We start from the raw sequence: 19,155 nt of genomic DNA on the forward strand, positions 1-19,155 counted from the left end.
AGCATGCGCACTGTTATGATGAAAGCACAGGAACTGGCTGAATCCATCCTGGACAGCGAAATATACCAGAAAATGAAACAGCAGGAAAACGCTGTCCGGCGTGATCCGGAAGCGGCGAAAGCGCTGGGTGATATGATCGAAAAAAGGAACAGGGTGGAAAACATCCTTTCCGCGGCGGATATGGATCCGAATGAACTGGCGGAAGCCAGCCGGGAAATGGAAGAAGCGGAAAAACGGATGAATGAGAATGAGATGATCCAGTCCCTGAAGGATTGCCGGAAGGATTTCCAGACCATGATGGACAATGTCAACAAAATCCTCAGGCTGGTGATCACAGGGGAAACAGAGGACGATACAAAATTTTCCGGATGCGGCGGTAACTGCTCCGGCTGCAGCGGATGCCGCTGAGAAAGGGAGCAGAATGGCACTTTCACCCATGATGCAGCAGTATCTTCGCATACATGATCAATACGCGGACTGCCTGCTGCTCTTCCGCCTGGGAGATTTTTACGAACTTTTCTTCGAAGACGCCAAAACAGCTTCCAGGGAACTTGAACTGACACTTACAGGAAAAGACTGCGGACTGGAGGAACGCGCGCCCATGTGCGGTGTTCCGTACCATTCCGTCAATACCTATATTGAAAAACTGATATCCAAGGGATATAAGGTTGCCATCTGCGAACAGATGGAGGATCCTGCACTGGCCAAAGGGCTTGTTGAACGGGATGTGGTCCGGGTGATCACGGCCGGAACGGTGACAGACCCGACTATGCTTGAGGATAAGGCGAACAACTACCTGATGTGTATTTTCCTGGACGGGAAGAAAACAGGGATTGCCTACACAGATGTATCCACGGGCGAATTTTATGTGATGGAGCCCGAGATGAACCTGCTCCGGGCACAGATCGCACGGGTCAACCCTATGGAGGTGATCTGCAACGACCCTCCGCAGCTGACGGCGATCACAGGAGATCATGTGCGCGGCCTGAGCGGACAGCCCCAGACATGGTTCCAGCGCCGCAATGCCGAAGAGATGCTCTGTGATCATTTTCACCTGACGCAGCTTACTTCACTCGGGCTCACAGACAGGAAGGAAGCCGCGTGCGCCGCGGGAGCGCTGCTACGGTATCTTCATGAAACACAGAAAAACAGCCTGGAGCATATCAGGACACTCCGTTTTGCGGAAAACGGAAAGACTATGCTCCTGGACCAGAATACGCGGAGGAACCTGGAACTGACAGAAAGCCTGAGGGGCGACCGCAGGAAAGGCACCCTGCTTGGATTGCTTGACAAAACAAGCACAGCGATGGGCGGCCGACTTCTGCGGAGCTGGGTGGAACAGCCGCTTCTGGATCAGAAAGAGATCAACCAGCGGCTGGATGCTGTAGCTGAACTGGTCAGTGACAGGATCCTTGGCATGACGCTTTCCGAGGAACTGGAAGGGGTTTATGACCTGGAAAGGCTGATGAATAAAGTCGCGTACCGCAACGTGAACGCAAGAGACTGCCTTGCGCTTTGCGCGAGCCTCAAACGGATTCCGGGCCTCCGTAAGCTTCTCGAAAACGCGTCCTGTTCTGAACTGGTCAGGATCCGGGAAGAACTGAATCCCCTGGAAGACATGACGGATCTGCTGGAACGTGCCATCCATCCTGACGCGCCCGTCGTAATAACAGAGGGAGGCATTATCAGGGAAGGTTATTCAGCCATACTGGATGAATACCGCGAAGCCCAGACGAACGGAAAACAGTGGATCCTGGACCTGGAAGCAAAAGAGAGGGAAGATACGGGCATCCGGAACCTCAGGATTCAATACAATAAAGTATTCGGCTATTATATTGAGGTGACCAAAAGCTTCCTTCACCTTGTTCCTGAAAGGTATATCAGGAAACAGACCCTGACAAATGCCGAACGCTACATGACACCTGAGCTGAAAGAAGTGGAGCAGAAGATTATCGGAGCGCAGGAACAGAGCGTACGGCTTGAACTTCAGCTTTTCACGGAGATCAGGGACAGCATCGCTGAAAGGATCGGCAGTATTCAGCAGACAGCTTTCGCGGTCAAAAAACTGGATGCGTATCAAAGCCTCAGCAGGATTGCTTCTGAAAACCATTATGTAAGGCCTGTCATGACAGAAGACGGATCCCTTTCCATCACAGAGGGACGGCATCCTGTTGTGGAACAGAACATGAAAGACGGCGAGTTTATCCCCAACGATACCGTGCTGGATTGCGATGAAAACCGGATGATGATCATCACCGGCCCCAATATGGCAGGTAAAAGTACATACATGAGACAGGTTGCCCTGATCTGCCTGATGGCGCAGATCGGCAGCTTTGTCCCGGCCAAAGAAGCATGCCTGCCGGTCTGCGACCGGATTTTCACCAGGGTCGGCGCCAGCGATGACCTGGCAAGCGGGCAGAGCACATTCATGGTGGAAATGAGCGAAACAGCCCATATACTGAGGAACGCGACACGAAACAGCCTGATCATCCTGGACGAAATCGGCAGGGGCACAAGCACTTTTGACGGATTGTCCATAGCCTGGGCTGTTGTTGAGTACATCGCGGACAAGGAAAGAATCGGCGCGAAAACGCTGTTTGCCACGCATTATCATGAACTGAGCGAACTGGAAGGCCATCTGGAAGGGGTCAAGAACTTCTGCATTTCCGTGAAGGAACACGGAGAAGATGTGATTTTCCTCCGGAAGATTGTCCGGGGAGGAGCCGATAAGAGCTTTGGCGTACATGTGGCAAGGCTGGCAGGAGTTCCTCATCCGGTCATTGTACGGGCACATGAAATACAGGCCAGGCTTGAAGTCAGCGATATCAACCAGAATACCATCGGGCAGAATATTCTCGGCGAGGAGTCTGTACTGAGAAAAAATGAACAGATGGATCTGTTTGAGTATAAAAAGGATGAGATCATACAGGAACTGCAGCAGATTGATGTAATGGCGATTACGCCTATGGACGCGATGAACACACTGTTCCTGCTGAGAGAAAAAGCAAGGAAGCTTTAAACAGCTGTCACAAGAGGGAGAATGACATGGGAAAAATCAGACCACTGAGCGAAAACCTGATTGGCAAAATCGCTGCGGGTGAAGTTGTGGAACGACCCGCTGCAGCCATCAAGGAGCTGGTTGAAAACAGCCTGGATGCCGGCGCGACAACGGTGACTGTGGAAATCCGGGAAGGCGGATTGTCCTATATCCGCGTATCTGATAACGGCAGCGGTATTGATGAAAGCGATATCAGGATGGCGTTTGAACGCCACGCGACCAGCAAAATCAGCAGGGAACAGGATCTGGATTCCATTGCCACACTCGGTTTCCGCGGTGAAGCTTTAGCCAGTATAGCGGCTGTATCGAAGGTTACCATGACAACCCGGACGGCCGGCAGGGAAACCGGCCTTAAAGTGACAAATGAGGGCGGAAAGATAACCGATATCAAGGAAACAGCCTGCCCGCAGGGAACCACCATCACTGTTTCAGATCTGTTCTATAATGTGCCGGTCCGGAAAGGATTTATGAAGAAATCCGGCCAGGAAGCAACAGCTGTTCATGACCTGATGACACAGATGCTGCTCAGCAGGCCGGATGTCAGCTTCCGGTATATATCAAACGGGAAAACAGAATACCATTCCCCGGGAGACGGACAAACAGCCACGGCGATGCAGACGGTGTACGGAAGCCGCGCTATGAAGGAAATGAAGGCGGTGGATGATCACGGAAACGGCCTTGTGATAAAGGGATATGTCGGTATCGGAGAAAACGCGAGAGGCAACCGGAGCCAGGAGTTTTTCTTCATTAACGGCAGGGTTATGCACAGCAAAATCCTGAACGATGCGGTCGAAACAGCCTGCAGGGAACGCGTTATGATCGGTAAATTCCCTGTATGCGCCTTATATATCACGATTGCCTATGAAGCAGTGGATGTGAATGTCCATCCGAACAAACTGCAGGTTCGGTTCAGGGATGAGACAGGCGTCTATGAGGCAGTAATGAGCGCTGTTCTGAATGCGATCAGGGTAAGGGATGCCTTTGAACAACCTGTTGAAATGGTCCTGAACAAAGGAAGGGAACCCGACCGTCAGCCTGTGTATAAAGAAAGCGTTAAACCTTTTATCATTCAGGACAGCATAGTCCAGGTCAGTAAAACGCTCCCGCCGGAAGCGGCCGCGCCTGTTCCGCAGGAAAGACCGGTACCGGAATTCAGGGAAGTCAGGAAAACAGAGGATATCCGCCCCTTTACGCCTGATATTCCTGAAAAACAACCTGCTTCTGTTTATACAGCTCCGCAGTTTTCTGCCGTGAAAGAATCTGCTGAACAGATCAACACCATCCTGCCGGATATCAAAAAACCCATGAAGGTGTTCGGCGCACTGTTCAATACATTTATTCTTGTGGAATATGAGGATCAGCTGCTGATGGTGGACCAGCACGCGGTCCATGAGCGGCTTCTTTTTGACAAGCTGATGCAGGAACAGAGAAGCCAGGCAGGGCAGGAGCTGCTTGTGCCTGTTATCATCAGCGTCACCAATGCGGAACAGAGGCTGCTGGAAGATAACCGTGATACACTGGAAAGCATCGGACTTGTGGTGGAATCTTTCGGAGAACGTGACATAGCGGTCAGGACGATTCCGATGATCCTTGGCGAAACCCAGACACAGGATTTTATACGGGAAGTGATCACGGAACTGGAAAACGGAAAAGAACCGACCTTTGAGAAAAAACGGACAGCGCTGTTGCAGACTGCCTGCAAACATGCCGTTAAGGGCGGTGAGGCACTGACCGAGGATGAGCTGCGCAGCCTGCTGGACACGATGATCGAGAAAAAAGTAACGCCCACCTGTCCGCACGGACGTCCCCTGGTTGTAGCCATTACACACTATGAACTGGATAAAAAGTTTAAGAGAATACAGAAATAAACGGAGCTGCATATGAAGGATCAGATCACCTGCAGGGTGCTGACAGGACCGACAGCCAGCGGAAAGACAGACCTGGGAATCCGGCTTGCTCTGGAGCAGGGATGGGCTGTTCTGTGTATGGACAGTATGCAGATCTACAGGAGAATGAATATAGGCACAGCCAAACCGACGGCTGAGGAGATGCGGGACGTGCCGCATTATCTGCTTGATATCTGTGAACCTGATGATGAATATTCTGTATCCCAGTACAGGGATGACGCGGAACGGCTGGTTGCTGATCTGGCCGGGAAGGGGCAGGAAGTCCTTTTTATCGGCGGGACTGTTCTGTACCTTCAGGCACTCATGCATCCGATGGGTATGGGCCTTACTCCGGCCAATGAAGCACTTCGGAAAGAACTGGGGAAGCAGGCGGAAACAGCGGAGGGCAGAATCGCTCTGCATGAAAGACTGAGACGTATTGATGAAGTGACCGCGCAAAAACTGCCTGTCAATGATGTCAGACGGGTTATCCGTGCCATAGAAGTGTGGGAAGATACCGGCATTCCGTTTTCGCAGCAGCCCAGGCGTGAAGAACACAGCCCGTTCCGGTGGAAAGCGGTCTCCACACAGATGGACAGGGCTCTTTTGTATGAAAGGATCAACAGGCGCGTATCGGATATGATCCGGAACGGCCTGAAAGAAGAAGTAACCTCGCTGCTGGAGGAAGGCGTGCGTGAAGACGCGCAAAGTATGAACGGGCTGGGATATAAGGAAATGATCCCCTGCATTCGCGGCGAATACAGCCTGGAGGAAGCGGCAGAAAAAATCCGGACGGGGACAAGGCATTATGCGAAAAGGCAGATGACTTTTCTTCGCAGGGAAGACAGTATAACCTATGTGAGAACGGACATGGATAACGCTTATGAGCAGATCAGAAGCATCCTGCTGTGAGGAGGAACGCATGAAAGATATCAAAAACCTGATTCAGGAAGCGGAGGAAGCACTGAAAACTGCTTTCGAAGAGATAGACAAAAATGAAGAAGCCAGAACCCGGCAGATTCTGGATATCTTCCGGAATGAAGGAGTGAGCTACAGGCATTTTGCTCCTACCACCGGATACGGATATGATGATATCGGCAGGGATACGCTTGAAAGGATTTACGCAGCCGTTTTCCATACAGAAGCCGCGCTGATGAGGCCGCATGTTGCCAGCGGTACCGCGGCGCTGAGCCTGACCCTGTTCGGAATGACCAGACCGGGAGAAAAGATCATCAGCGCGACAGGCATGCCTTATGATACGCTTCTTGGGGTGATCGGCACAGGAGAGGGTTCGCAGCCGGGTTCCCTGAAGGAAATGGGTGTGGATTTCGAATGCGTTGAACTGAAAGACGGCGAAATCGATGCTGAGGCAGTGGAACGGGCCATTACACCCAACACTTCGCTGGTCATCGCACAGAGAAGCCGGGGTTATGCCTGGAGGCCCAGCCTGTTTCCGGAACAGTTTGCCGATCTGGCGGATATGATTCACAGCAGGCATCCCGGTGTTGCCCTGATGGTTGACAACTGTTACGGAGAGTTTGTCTGCGGCAAAGAGCCGACGGATTACGGTGCTGACCTTTGCGTCGGCAGCCTGATCAAGAATCCGGGCGGCGGTATTGCTCCCACAGGCGGATATGTTGCCGGAAAGAAAGACATGGTGGATCGGATTGCGGGGCGTCTGACGGCTCCCGGACTGGGAAGGGAACTTGGTTCCTATGCGGCGTCGTATCGTCCGTTTTACCAGGGACTGTTCATGGCACCGCACACAGTAGCCCAGGCGCTGAAGACAGCATTGCTGGCATCCAGGCTGTTTGAGAATCTGGGTATGGAGTCTTCACCCTCTTCCGCAGAACGCCGTGCGGATATTATCCAGGCCATCAAAATGCAGTCTCCGGAGAGGCTTGTCGCGTTCTGCCAGGGAATTCAGACAGCCAGCCCGGTGGACAGTATGGCTATGCCGGAACCATGGGACATGCCCGGATATGATGATCAGGTTGTCATGGCGGCCGGAACATTTGTGGCCGGCGCCAGCATAGAACTGAGCGCGGACGGCCCCATAAGGCCTCCTTATACAGCGTTTATGCAGGGCGGCCTGACCTATACGCACGGGAAAATTGCCCTTGCGGAAGCACTGAAAAGAATGATCAGCACCGGTGCGCTAAAAGTACCGTAATTCTTGACAATAACGGGCATGAAACATATAATATTTTAATGTTGAGCATAAAGCAATTCACTTGATCGGAGGGACGGAAATGGATATTCAGACTCTGGAAAAATATGCACGGCAGGTGAGGAGAGATATCATCATCATGACCGCTGCTGCAGGCGCGGGACATCCCGGCGGATCCCTTTCCAGCACGGAAGCAATGGTCGCGCTTTACTTTGATGTAATGAATGTTGATCCCAAGGATGACAAAAACCCCAATCGCGACAGATTCGTCCTCTCCAAAGGACATTCCGCTCCCGCCCTTTACGGCACACTTTGCGAACGCGGCTTTTTCGGCCGTGAGGAGTTTGATCATTTCCGCCAGCTTCATGGTATTCTCCAGGGACATCCGGACACAAAAAAGTGCCCCGGTGTTGATGCGTCAACCGGTTCCCTCGGACAGGGTATCTCCATTGCTGTCGGTATGGCCCTTGGCGCGAAGCATACCGGAAACAAATGCCATGTCTACACGATCATCGGTGACGGTGAAAGCCAGGAAGGCCTCGTATGGGAAGCCAGCATGGCTGCGGCTCATTACAAACTGGACAACCTGACTGTCATCCTGGACCATAACGGTCTTCAGATCGATGGTACAAATGATGAAGTTATGAGCCTTGGCGATATTAAAGCAAAGGCCGTTGCTTTCGGTTATGATGTAATCGAAGTGGCTGACGGAAACGATATGAAGCAGGTTGTGGACGCGCTTCATGCGCCTGCCTGCCCCGGAAAACCCAGGTACATTATCCTCAATACGCTCAAGGGCAAAGGCGTCAGCTTCATGGAAGGCCAGGTGGGCTGGCACGGAAAAGCACCGAACGCTGAACAGGCCGCTCAGGCACTGAAGGAATTGGAGGGCTGAAACAATGGAAAAGAAAGCAGTACGTGTTGCCTATGGTGAGGCCCTTGTCAAACTGGGCGAAGAAAATGAAAAGGTTGTTGTGCTTGATGCTGACCTTGCCGGCGCAACCATGACAAACGGTTTTAAGAAAGCTTACCCGAACCGGTTTTATGACTGCGGTATTGCGGAAGCCAATATGGTTGATGTTGCCGCCGGTATGAGTACCATGGGACTGATCCCGTTCTGTTCCACCTTTGCGGTGTTCGCCGGCCGCAACTACGATCAGATCCGTAACGGCGTCTGCTATCCCAAATTCAATGTCAAGTTCGGATTCAGCCATGCCGGAATCACACTTGGTGAAGACGGCGGAAGCCACCAGGCCATTGAAGATATCGCGCTGATGCGTGTTCTTCCCGGTATGACAGTCTTCGTCCCCTCTGATGCCAACGAGTGCTATCAGTGCGTTGAAGCTGCCGCGAAGATCGAAGGACCGGTTTACATCCGTACCGCCCGTCTGGCGACTCCCGTTTATGATCCCAGGCCCTTTACCGTTGGCAAAGGCGTCGTGATCCGTGACGGCAGCGACTGCGCGATTTTTACTTGCGGAATCATGCTCGAGCACGTGATTGAAGCCGCGGATATCCTTGCTGAAAAAGGCGTGAATGCGGCTGTTGTTTCATTCCATACACTGAAGCCTTTCGACGAGGAACTGGCACTGCAGTACACGGCCAAGTGCAGAAAGGTATTTACGGTGGAAGAACATTCTGTGATCGGCGGACTCGGAGATGCGGTTGCCTCCGCTATTATCGGAAACGGTGTTGAAAAATTCCTGAAGATTGGTATCAATGATGTTTTCGGACAAAGCGGCAAACCTGCTGACCTGCTCAGGGAATATGAGCTGACTGGTCCCCAGATTGCTGAAAAGATCCTGAAAAATCTGTAATGTTATTTCCCCCTTTCCTGCACGCTGTTCCAGCTGCGGAAAGGGGGTTTCTGCAAAGAAATGAAGAAGGCCGGGTGATGGAATGTGTTCTATGCATTTATCGTGAATCCTGCCGCCGGTTCGGGTTTTGCACTCACGGCCATGCAAAAGCTTGAGGCAGTTCTGCAGGGAAAAAACATCGAATACCGGATATACAGGACTGAAAAACCCGGGCATGGTACGGAAATAGCGGCTGAATTGTCAGCGGATCAGGATGTACTTGCGGTTGTATCTGTCGGCGGAGACGGTACGGCAGGGGAGGTTGCCGCAGGCCTCACGGGAACCGGAAAACCCATGGGAATCATTCCGGCGGGGACAGGCAATGATTTTATCAAATCCGTCAATATTCCCAATGATCCGGACAAAGCCATGGAAATCCTTCTTAACGGCAAACAGGACAGTATTGATACAGGTATTGTCAATGACCAGTTTTTCCTGAATGTATGCGGAACAGGTTTTGATGTGACTGTACTGGATTATGCTGAAGCTGAAAAAAAGAAATACCGTGGATTAACCCCTTACCTTTTTGGACTGATAAAGGCTATTTTCCACTACAGAAGCGTCAGACTAAACCTGATTGCAGACGGGGAACAGGAAGAAGGACAGTTCCTTATATGTTCCGTAGCGAACGGGCGTTTTATCGGCGGAGGGATTCCGATCTGTCCCAAGGCGGATATTGGTGACGGTTTGCTGGACCTGGTTCTGATCAGGGATGTTCACAGATGGCAGATCCCCTTCTACCTTCCGGGGCTGATGCTCTCCAGGGACCTCAAGTTCCGGATCACGCGTCACAGGAGAGTATCCGAAGTGATTGTTGAAGGTAAAGATCTTCGCATCAATATAGACGGGGATATTGTTTCCATGTCCCGTGCGGATTTCCGCATTAATCCGGGCTCGATTATCCTGATCCACTGATCGGATACAGGTGATCAGGGCCCATAACCCTAAGGAGGATGACAAAATGGCAGACAAACTGGATATTCGCGACAGGGCGAAGGCGCTCTGGCTGAGAGGCATGAAAGCTGTCGGAAATACAGCTGCCAGTATTGCCAATAACACCCGCTACAAAGTTGACGAAGTGACCATCCAGAACCGGCGCAGGGAGGTTCTCGGCGACCTGGCAAACAAAGCTTATGCCCTGTGGCTGAAGGGAGAATCTTTTCCACAGCCGATGGTCAGGATGCTGGAGGAAATGAAAAAGCTGGATGAACAGCTTAATGATATGAGAGCGGAAAGATATGCTGCTTCCATGAGCATTAAAGAATCCGGAGCGTCTCAGGACAGTGAGTGGAACATAACGAACGATCCCGGCAGTGAAGATACAGCGGAGGATGATCCGGCTGATTTTCCGGCTGAACAGTCTCCTGTATGTACAGAGATCAATGAATTGTTCGATAATACCTCTTCCGTTGGGAAAATGGCTGAAAAAGTAAACAGTACGCTGAACCAGATGAGTGAATCCATAAAAAAGTTTCCGGCTAATGAAGAAGAAACGGAGAAAAGGCAGGATTAACTTTGGAATGAAAGTACGGATCATCATTTTATCTGTCATCTGTATGTTGATACTGTGCTTTACAGCGGCATACAGTGAAGAATATGCCGCTGTTCAAATAGAAACAGGAGAAGAATGGTCCTGGGATCCGGGAAACTATAACCTGTTCAGCGGTACTATGCAATTATCCCCTTATACAGGTCAGGAACTGACAATCAATATGACAACAAACCTGATTTACGGGGATGATGAAGACCATAACCCGCTTTTTACAGTGGTTGACGGAAAAAGGATCCCGATGAGGCAGCAGAGCAGCAGCACGGTTTTCACGCCCGGCGGGGAATCGTCCATGCTGGCTTTTTCAGGGAGCATTAAGCTTCCGGAAAAAGAACATGTGAAACACATCGAGTTTCAGTTCCGGATCCTTGACAATACCGGCAGGGAACTGACGCGCATCACCGATGAAGTCAGCGTGCGGGACAATGATACAGCAGCTGCCGCAGGTTCGTTTTACATATCGTGGAATATCGGGCGTATTACCATCATTGCCGGGACAGCAGCCATTATCATCTGGGCGGTTGTTCTTCTCAGAAGCCTGATTATACGCAAAAAGGAAAGAAACCTGTAATGTCCGCAGCTTTTCAGGAAACAAAGCGTCCGGCATTCCGTACCGGAACAGCGGAATAACAATACGCGCTGTATTCATGAAGATGTCAGACCCGTACAAAAGGTATAAAAGATGGCTGAGCATTTAAAGCGGAACCTGGGGATAGTGCTGGTTATCATCAGCGTATTTCTCTGCGCAGCTGCGGCCCTGTCCTCCCGGAAGGGAATCAGTGACAGATATCGCAGCGGATCCGGACAGGTATTCTCTCCTGAGACAGTCAAAGAGGAACAGCAGGGTCCGGTTTCGGTCAATACAGCCGAAAAAGAAGAACTGACAGAATTATACGGCGTCGGGGAAACAATTGCGGAAATGATCATTGCCGAACGAAGGCAAAACGGTCCGTATTATTATCCGGAGGATCTGGAAGCAGTGAGAGGAATCGGTCCTGCCACATTGCTGAAGTTTCGCTCCATGATCAATCTGTCACAGGATGAAAGCGAGGAATAGCATGGCATATCAGGCGCTTTACCGGGAGTGGAGACCGAAGGATTTCTCCCATGTTGTCGGGCAGAAAGCGATTATGGAAACGCTTCGCAACCAGGTGATCAACCGGAGAATTGCCCATGCCTATCTTTTCTGCGGATCCAGAGGAACAGGCAAAACGTCAACAGCCAAGATCCTGGCGAAAGCCATCAATTGTCTTTCACCGGTAAACGGCGACCCGTGCGGAGTCTGTGAAAACTGCATGCGTACTGACCGGGAAGAAACCCTTGATGTAATTGAGATCGATGCCGCAAGCAATAACGGTGTTGATGAAATGCGTGATCTCAGGGACACGGTTAAGTATCCTCCGCAGTACGGAAGCTATAAAGTATATATCATTGATGAAGTACATATGCTGTCCACTTCCGCGTTCAATGCTCTTCTGAAAACCCTGGAGGAGCCGCCGGCTCATATTGTATTCATTCTTGCCACCACTGAACCGCAGAAGCTTCCTGAGACCATTCTGAGCAGGTGCCAGCGGTTCGATTTTGGAAGGATTTCCATTCAGGACATTACCGGAAGACTGAAAGAGGCAGCTGACGGATGTTCTGCGGAAGTATCTGACGGCGCACTCATGCTGATCGCCAGGGCCGCGGAAGGCGGCATGCGCGACGCACTGAGCCTTCTGGATATGTGCCTTGGATACAGTAACAAGGTGGATGAAAATCTGGTTCGAAGCATTCTGGGGACAAGCGATACTTCTTTCCTTTTCCGCTTCTGCGACGCGCTGGCGATGCAGGACGCGGGATGCGTATTTATGATGATCGACCAGCTGATGAAGGAAGGAAAAGATCCGGCCGTTTTCGCAAAAGATATATGCGGACATATCAGGGGACTGCTGATCGCCAAAACAAGCCCGGATGATCTGGCGGCGATCCTGAATATAACAGAAGAAGAAGCGAAGGAATACATACAGCACAGTGAGAACATGACGTTCACAAGGCTGATCAGGATTCTTGATCTCTATATGAGCCTGGGAACGGAAATGAGGTATACGTCCTCTCCGCGTATGGCTCTTGAGAATATCAGCATCAAATGCTGTCTGAAAACGACGGAAACAGATGAACAGGCTTTATCCGACCGGATCACGGAGCTGGAGAACAGGATTGCGGAACTGACCCGTAAACTTGAAAACGGTTCTGTCAGCGTCAGGGTGGCAGCAGCAGAGCCGGGCCGAAACGAAACTGAAAAAACACCGACAGAAAAAAAGCAGGCAGCATCTTCCGTTAAACCGACAAAAAATGCACAGCCGGAAGACCCTGCTGTCTGGAAACAGTTTATGACAGTGATCCGGCAAAAAGATATGGCAGCATGGAGCTTCCTTTCCCAGGGAAGTCTTGTAAGCAGCCGGGACGGGCATTTCCGCTGGCAGGCAAACAGGAAGGAAGGAGAACAGCAGTTTATTGCGGTTTTGAATAATCCGGACAGAAAAAAGGTCATCTGTGACTGCCTGGCTGATATAACCGGACAGCAATGCATGTTCTCAGCCATCGAGAAAGATTCGGCAGTTTTGAACGATAACAGTGATGATGCCTATCTTGAAACACTTTATGATACCTTCGGCAAAGGACCGGTCAATGTGGTTGATCAGATCAAATAAAAAGGGAATCCGGCTATTGAGCCGGATTCCCTTTTTGAACAGTGGATGATCAGTTCAGTTCCTGAGCATCGTTTTCGATGGACACTTCCTCAACACTCCGGATGGCCCAGCGAGCAACAACCATCGAAAGGTTGTCTTTTCCGACGGACAGTGTGACGGTATCATCCTTCAGACCGGTGATGGTTCCGTAAATACCGCCGATGGTGCAGATGCGGTCTCCGGCTTTCAGGTTGTTAAGCATCTCTTTGACCTGTTTATCTTTTTTACGCTGCGGACGGATCAGCATAAACCAGAAAACAACAAAAATCAGGATAAGAGGCAGGAATGTGGTGGCCAGTGCGGCAACCATACTTCCCTGAGCGGCTTCACCTTCAGCAGCAGTAGCGGCAGCGGCAGCATCCTCCGCAACCGCGGAAGCAATTCCAAAGATTTTTTCGACCATGACCCATAAACTCCTTTCGGACTCAAATATAGACGTATTATATCAGAATAGATAACCGTATACAAGACAGCAACACAAACAAAACAAGGCGTTATTTCAGGGTGCGTGTCGCGACAATATCCGATCCCGTATGAAGGATGTCGGGAATGATCACCTGCCCCAGGGAAACGGGGACGCTGATACATACCTTGCTCAGTTCACCCATCACCGCAGGGATCATATCCTTCGGCACAGGCTTTGATGTTTTGACGGACAAAGGGATTGCGCTGCCGGATACAGGAATCACGGCTGTAACCATGCGTTCCGGCAGGGTACATTCCTGACGGGCATAAGCGGCTCCCCGGGGACAGGTGTTTCCGGAAACCGATTCGAACCCGCCGGTGTCCGACAAAACAACAGTCATCCGGCATCCTACCGGACAGTTGATACAGGTTATACTCTGTTCCATACAATCAGTTCCTTTCCAGACGAACGATAATGGAATCCGAGGGAAGATCGTGAAGAAGACCGGGCTGAAGGACGATATGGACCATTTCGCCCGGCGTAAAGATCAGAGCTTTTTTCCTGAGCAATTCCTTTCCGTTGCATTCAACGACAACGGAACTGCCCCGGAAAACATCCGCAGGACGGAAGGAAAGCGTAACAGGATTGTCCGTGGGAATCCGTATTTTCTGGGGAACGGTCCCCCGTACGCCGCTGCCGTCAAGAACAGAAATGTATTCCGGAGAAACAAAACCCGTACGGATATAATCCGCGGCAGCCCTGCCGGCCCGGAAACTCTCATCGGAAACATGATCCACAAGATCGTGTACATGAAGGACATTGCCGCAGGCAAAAATGCCAGGGATACTCGTCTGCAGCATGTCATCCACCACAGCACCGGAAGTGACTGCTGAAATATCGATTCCTGCGCCTTTTGTCAGTTCGTTTTCCGGAATCAGGCCGCAGGAGAGGAGAAGCGTATCACAGTCAAAATCCATCTCTGTTCCGGGAACAGGCTTTCTGTGATCGTCAACCCTGGATACAGTGATCCCTTCAAGTCTCTCACGCCCTCTGATATCTGTGACTGTATGACTGAGATACAGCGGGATATTATAGTCCTGCAGACATTGTACAATATTGCGGTTCAGACCGGAAGAATAAGGCATGATCTCAACACAGGCAAGCACTTTTGCACCCTGCAGCGTCATCCGGCGAGCCATGATCAGACCGATATCTCCTGAACCGAGAATCACTACACGCCGTCCGGGCATAAAACCTTCCAGGTTGACGAAACGCTGCGCTGTTCCGGCTGAAAAGATTCCGGCGCAGCGTGTGCCGGGAGTGCACAGAGCGCCGCGGGGACGTTCCCGGCAACCCATGGCAAGAATAACCGCTTTGGCATGAATCAGCTGCAATCCGTTTTCGGATGAAACACAGATGACTGATTTATCCCGCGATACAGAAAGAACAGTTGTGGAGCATTCAACAGGAATCCCCAGTTCATGTATACGGTCTATATCTTTCTGCGCATATTCAGGACCGGTCAGTTCCTCCTTAAACCGATGCAGACCAAACCCGTTATGAATACACTGACGCAAAATGCCTCCCGGCTCTTTTTCACGTTCAATCACCAGTACGGAACCGACGTGTTCCTCATGAGCGGCAATGGCAGCGGCAAGGCCGGCCGGACCGGCACCGACAATGAGGATATCAACATTTCTTTCAGTCATGAACCGTTTCCTCCTTCAGAAAAGAATCAACGGTACCGGCGAGGATATAACTGTTTCCGCCGTTCTTTGTGACCTTGTCAAGGGGCAAACCTGTCTCAGCCGATATGATTTCGGCCACACGGGGCATACAGAAACCGCCCTGGCAGCGTCCCATACCGGCACGAGTACGACGCTTGACACCGTCAACAGACCGTGCTCCGACAGGCCGGTGTACGGCGGCACGGATTTCAGCCTCCGTCACCACCTCGCACCGGCAGATGATATTGCCGTATGACGGATCAGAAGATATTGCCTCTGCCTTTTCTGCGTCTGTCATTTCATTGAAAGGACGGGGCTTTTCCGGACAGTCCAGGAAAGGATCCCTGAAAGGAAGATTCAGATAACGTGCGATCATTTCTGCCAGATCCTGTCCGACCGCGGGAGCGGATGAAAGTCCTGGACTTTCAATTCCTATGGCTTCAAAAAGTCCCGGGCAGTCTTCACACGGACCGATAACGAAATCATCCGTTGTAAGATGCGCGCGGATCCCGCTGAAATTTGTAATGTTGGATCTGACAGAAAGACGCGGCCAGGTCATCGCGGCTTTACGGATCACTTCATCCAGGCCTTCCGCGGTTGTGGCGGTATCGGAGGGATCAGTGATGTCTTCAGCTGTGGGACCAAGCAGAAGATTCCCGTGTACAGTCGGTGAAACAAGGACGCCTTTTCCCATGGGAGACGGACACTGGAAGATGGTGTGTGAAAAAGCCGGAACTGTTTCACGGTCCAGCAGATAGTACTGGCCTCTCCGGTGAATCATTGTCAGCTTTTGTTCCGACAGCTGATTATGAATGTCTGCTCCTGAAGCACCCGCGCAGTTGACAAGAACCCTGCAGGTGTAAGTATCATGATTTGTTTTAACGGAAAAACATCCGTCAGGCAGATGCTCGGCGGACAAAACCGTTTCATCAAAGCGGAAGGAAACACCGTTTACCGCAGCGTGATCTGCCAGTGCAAAAGCAGTTTCATATGGACTGATCACAGCGCTTCCGGGGATGTGCAGGGCACATCTGACTTCGGGACTGATGTTCGGCTCAAGGGAGAGTACGGCATCATGATCAAGGATCTCCAGGTTTTCAACACCGTTTTCAAGTCCCCGTGATTTCAGCGCCTCAACAGCCGGTATATCGTTGTCATTCAGGGCAATGACAAGAGCACCATTACGCCTGTATGGCACATGCAGTGATGTGCACAGTGATTCGTACATGGCTGCGCCGCGGATATTATACAGGGCTTTTTTGGTTCCGGGACGGGCATCATAACCGGCATGGACGATACCACTGTTGGCCTTTGTAGCACCTTCGGCAATATCATACGCGCTTTCCAGTACGGTTACGGAAGCATTGTACCTGGACAATTCCCGCGCGACAGCACAACCGGTTATACCGGCACCGATCACAAGGATATCAGCCTGATAAGACATATTGTCGCCTCCTGTATCTGTATATAATATAACAAAATATAGATCGGCATGCAATCAAAGATGAAAGGGCAGTCAGCCGACCGGACTTCGGTTGCGTATGTATGATCGGAATGGTATAATAATACGAATAGTGTGTAATGGGGTGGAGAAATGATTACAACCATTTGCCTGAATCCCTGCTTTGACAAGACGGTCAATGTTGAGAATCTTCAGACCGGACAGGTTAACAGGATCAGGGATACCCGTGTGGATCTGGGCGGAAAGGGGATCAACGTTGCCGTTGTTGCGAGCCGTCTCGGCCTGGATGTCCAGTGTATAGGCATAATGGGGGAAAACGGTTCCACAGAGCTGACAGCCATGATGGACAGGGAAGGCCTGAAACACCGTTTTATGACTGTTCCCGGTCATGTCAGAACGAATATGAAGGTATACAGCCTGGACGGGCAGGGTGTTACGGAACTGAATGAGCCCGGTTCACCGCTGAATCCGGAAATGCTGGAACAGTTTACGGCGATTGCCGAAGAGGCCACACGGGACAGCAATATGATTGTTATGACCGGCAGCCTGCCTCCGGGATGCCCCGAAGGTACATACAGAAATTTGATGAAAGCGCTGGAAGGCAAAAAATGTATCCTTGACACTGAAGGCAGGGAACTGGAAATGGCCGCCAAGGGCGGACATCCTTTTCTGATTAAGCCTAACCTCAGGGAAATGGAAGCAACGCTTGGAATTGAACTGAGAACGATGCGTGCCATACGGGATGCCGCTCTGCTGTTTATCAGGCTCGGCGTTCAGCATTCTGTTGTATCCATGGGAGCTATGGGGGCCATGTATATTTCTGCGGAAAAAACGCTGTTTGCGCCTGCGCTGCGGGTTGAAACAAAATCAACCGTCGGCGCCGGTGATGCTATGATCGGCGGAATGCTCCTGGGCTATGAAGTGGAAAAGGATATGGCTAAAGCGTTCAGGTACGGCATAGCAGCGGGCGCTGCCAGCGTAATGACAGAAGGCACCCAGCTGATTGTCCGTTCTGATTTTGAAAAACTTCTGGACCAGGTCCGTATTCAGGAAGTGTAAACATGTTTTTTCGGCGTTACAGAGTAGAGTATTCTGACGGCGTGATTGATCTTATACCGCTTCATATCGGTGCACCTAACCGTGAACTGGGTTTCGGGCATGAACAGGTCTGGAAAATCACACTGCATAATGAGCAACAGGAGATCGGCCAGATCAGTTACCGGGACGGTGAAAGCAGGTGTGTATATTATTACGGACATATCGGATATCACATTGATCCTCCGTACCGGGGGCATCATTATGCAGCCAGAGCCTGTAAACTGCTGCAAAGAGAGATCCGTTTGTCAGGCAAAACATCGGTGGTCATTACCTGTGATCCGGATAACGAGGCCAGCCGGAAGACATGCTGCAGGCTGGGATGCCTGTTTGAAAGGATTACAGACGTGCCGGAAGATATATACAGGAAATTTGAAATCAGTCACAGCAAATGCCGGTATATCTGGCATATTGATGCAGCGGAAGAGAAATGAAAGAGATCATTAACGGAACAGAGATTCATTACAGGACTGCCGGAAACGGAGGAAGCAGAGTCCTTCTGCTTCATGGATGGGGCTGCGATATGAAACTGATGCAGCCTGTGGCTGATGCGCTTGAGAAAGAGCATCAGATTCTTCTTGTGGATTTTCCAGGACATGGAGAAAGCGGCAGACCTCCTGAACCGTGGGGAGTGCCTGAATATGCCGGATGCATTACGGCACTGCTTGATAAACTCGAATACACACCGTGTGATGTTGTCGCACACAGCTTCGGGTGCCGGGTGGCTGCCTGGATAGGAGCCCATCATCCTGATATGTTTGGGAAAATGGTTTTTACGGGTGCCGCGGGAATTCGGCCGAAGCAGACTGAAGAATCCAGAAAACGCAGCGCCAGGTATCAGAAACTCAGAAAATACTGTGAGATTCTTAAGCGCGTTCCTTTGTCCCGTTCAATGGCAGAACGCATGGAAGATAAACTCAGAAAGCGTTTCGGAAGCCGGGATTACAATGCGCTGGATCCGGAAATGCGCAAAACATTTGTCAAAGTGATTAACCAGGATCTTACGGATCTTTATAAAGATATTCAGGCCAGCACTTTGCTGATCTGGGGTGATTCGGATTCGGAAACTCCGCTCTGGATGGCCAAAGAGATGGAGAAACGCATCCCTGACGCAGGCCTTGTGATCCTTGAGGGCGGAAGCCATTTCGCTTATCTCGAGCAGATCCAGAGGTTTAACACGATAGTATCTCATTTTCTGAAGGGAGACGAGTAAT

General features: G+C 51.0%; 19 protein-coding genes. 15 read left to right on the top strand and 4 right to left on the bottom strand.

Annotated elements, in window-relative coordinates; translation table 11 throughout:
- The first annotated feature begins 3 nt into the window (after positions 1-3).
- From JYE50_RS03505 to dnaX, 12 genes are all read left to right on the top strand, one after another.
- A complete protein-coding gene (locus JYE50_RS03505) occupies positions 4-408 on the top strand; it encodes a YlbF/YmcA family competence regulator (protein ID WP_084094489.1) in 405 nt (134 codons plus the stop codon).
- A 13-nt stretch (positions 409-421) separates the two neighbouring features.
- Positions 422-3,019, top strand: coding sequence for a DNA mismatch repair protein MutS (gene mutS, locus JYE50_RS03510; RefSeq protein ID WP_283399140.1), 2,598 nt, complete (start codon positions 422-424; stop codon positions 3,017-3,019).
- 26 nt (positions 3,020-3,045) lie between these two features.
- A complete protein-coding gene (mutL, locus tag JYE50_RS03515; RefSeq protein WP_084094491.1) occupies positions 3,046-4,926 on the top strand; it encodes a DNA mismatch repair endonuclease MutL in 1,881 nt (626 codons plus the stop codon).
- A gap of 12 nt (positions 4,927-4,938) precedes the next feature.
- Positions 4,939-5,856: a tRNA (adenosine(37)-N6)-dimethylallyltransferase MiaA gene (gene miaA / locus JYE50_RS03520; RefSeq protein ID WP_084094493.1), complete on the top strand. Its 918-nt coding sequence runs from the start codon at positions 4,939-4,941 to the stop codon at positions 5,854-5,856.
- A 10-nt stretch (positions 5,857-5,866) separates the two neighbouring features.
- On the top strand, positions 5,867-7,117 hold the full coding sequence (locus tag JYE50_RS03525) for a methionine gamma-lyase family protein (protein WP_143763486.1): 1,251 nt from the start codon (positions 5,867-5,869) through the stop codon (positions 7,115-7,117).
- A 79-nt stretch (positions 7,118-7,196) separates the two neighbouring features.
- On the top strand, positions 7,197-8,009 hold the full coding sequence (locus tag JYE50_RS03530; RefSeq protein WP_084094497.1) for a transketolase: 813 nt from the start codon (positions 7,197-7,199) through the stop codon (positions 8,007-8,009).
- Positions 8,010-8,013: 4 nt separating this feature from the next.
- On the top strand, positions 8,014-8,931 hold the full coding sequence (locus JYE50_RS03535) for a transketolase family protein (protein ID WP_084094499.1): 918 nt from the start codon (positions 8,014-8,016) through the stop codon (positions 8,929-8,931).
- Between the two features lie 84 nt (positions 8,932-9,015).
- Positions 9,016-9,885: a diacylglycerol/lipid kinase family protein gene (locus JYE50_RS03540; RefSeq protein ID WP_084094501.1), complete on the top strand. Its 870-nt coding sequence runs from the start codon at positions 9,016-9,018 to the stop codon at positions 9,883-9,885.
- A 46-nt stretch (positions 9,886-9,931) separates the two neighbouring features.
- Positions 9,932-10,483 carry a hypothetical protein gene (locus JYE50_RS03545; RefSeq protein WP_084094503.1) on the top strand — a complete coding sequence of 184 codons (552 nt, stop codon included), beginning with the start codon at positions 9,932-9,934 and terminating at the stop codon, positions 10,481-10,483.
- A gap of 7 nt (positions 10,484-10,490) precedes the next feature.
- Positions 10,491-11,090, top strand: coding sequence for a hypothetical protein (locus tag JYE50_RS03550; RefSeq protein WP_084094505.1), 600 nt, complete (start codon positions 10,491-10,493; stop codon positions 11,088-11,090).
- Between the two features lie 111 nt (positions 11,091-11,201).
- On the top strand, positions 11,202-11,576 hold the full coding sequence (locus tag JYE50_RS03555) for a ComEA family DNA-binding protein (protein WP_084094506.1): 375 nt from the start codon (positions 11,202-11,204) through the stop codon (positions 11,574-11,576).
- Position 11,577: 1 nt separating this feature from the next.
- Positions 11,578-13,212, top strand: a complete 1,635-nt coding sequence (dnaX, locus tag JYE50_RS03560) for a DNA polymerase III subunit gamma/tau (RefSeq protein WP_179138190.1) — start codon at positions 11,578-11,580, stop codon at positions 13,210-13,212.
- 49 nt (positions 13,213-13,261) lie between these two features.
- On the opposite strand, the gene yajC is transcribed toward dnaX, so the two are convergent.
- The 4 genes from yajC to JYE50_RS03580 all read right to left on the bottom strand — a co-directional run bounded on the left by yajC (position 13,262) and on the right by JYE50_RS03580 (position 16,828).
- Complete coding sequence (gene yajC / locus JYE50_RS03565) at positions 13,262-13,654, bottom strand: preprotein translocase subunit YajC (protein ID WP_084094510.1); 393 nt, start codon at positions 13,652-13,654, stop codon at positions 13,262-13,264.
- 91 nt (positions 13,655-13,745) lie between these two features.
- Positions 13,746-14,102 (bottom strand): DUF1667 domain-containing protein, encoded by a 357-nt coding sequence (locus tag JYE50_RS03570; protein ID WP_084094512.1) that lies wholly within the window; start codon positions 14,100-14,102, stop codon positions 13,746-13,748.
- A 4-nt stretch (positions 14,103-14,106) separates the two neighbouring features.
- On the bottom strand, positions 14,107-15,366 hold the full coding sequence (locus tag JYE50_RS03575; RefSeq protein WP_084094514.1) for an NAD(P)/FAD-dependent oxidoreductase: 1,260 nt from the start codon (positions 15,364-15,366) through the stop codon (positions 14,107-14,109).
- Complete coding sequence (locus JYE50_RS03580; RefSeq protein ID WP_084094516.1) at positions 15,359-16,828, bottom strand: NAD(P)/FAD-dependent oxidoreductase; 1,470 nt, start codon at positions 16,826-16,828, stop codon at positions 15,359-15,361. The genes JYE50_RS03575 and JYE50_RS03580 overlap by 8 nt, the downstream gene beginning before the upstream one ends.
- Before the next feature lie 150 nt (positions 16,829-16,978).
- On the opposite strand from JYE50_RS03580, the gene JYE50_RS03585 reads away from it, so the two are divergent.
- The 3 genes from JYE50_RS03585 to JYE50_RS03595 are packed head-to-tail and all read left to right on the top strand — an operon-like array spanning position 16,979 to position 19,154.
- Complete coding sequence (locus JYE50_RS03585) at positions 16,979-17,905, top strand: 1-phosphofructokinase family hexose kinase (RefSeq protein WP_084094517.1); 927 nt, start codon at positions 16,979-16,981, stop codon at positions 17,903-17,905.
- A 2-nt stretch (positions 17,906-17,907) separates the two neighbouring features.
- Entirely contained in the window at positions 17,908-18,375 is a 468-nt protein-coding gene (locus JYE50_RS03590) for a GNAT family N-acetyltransferase (RefSeq protein ID WP_084094518.1), read from the top strand.
- Positions 18,372-19,154: an alpha/beta fold hydrolase gene (locus JYE50_RS03595; protein ID WP_084094519.1), complete on the top strand. Its 783-nt coding sequence runs from the start codon at positions 18,372-18,374 to the stop codon at positions 19,152-19,154. Before JYE50_RS03590 ends, JYE50_RS03595 begins: the two co-directional genes overlap by 4 nt.
- Position 19,155 lies beyond the last annotated feature (1 nt).

This window comes from Aristaeella lactis, assembly GCF_018118585.1.
Taxonomy (GTDB): Bacteria; Bacillota; Clostridia; order Christensenellales; family Aristaeellaceae; genus Aristaeella; species Aristaeella lactis.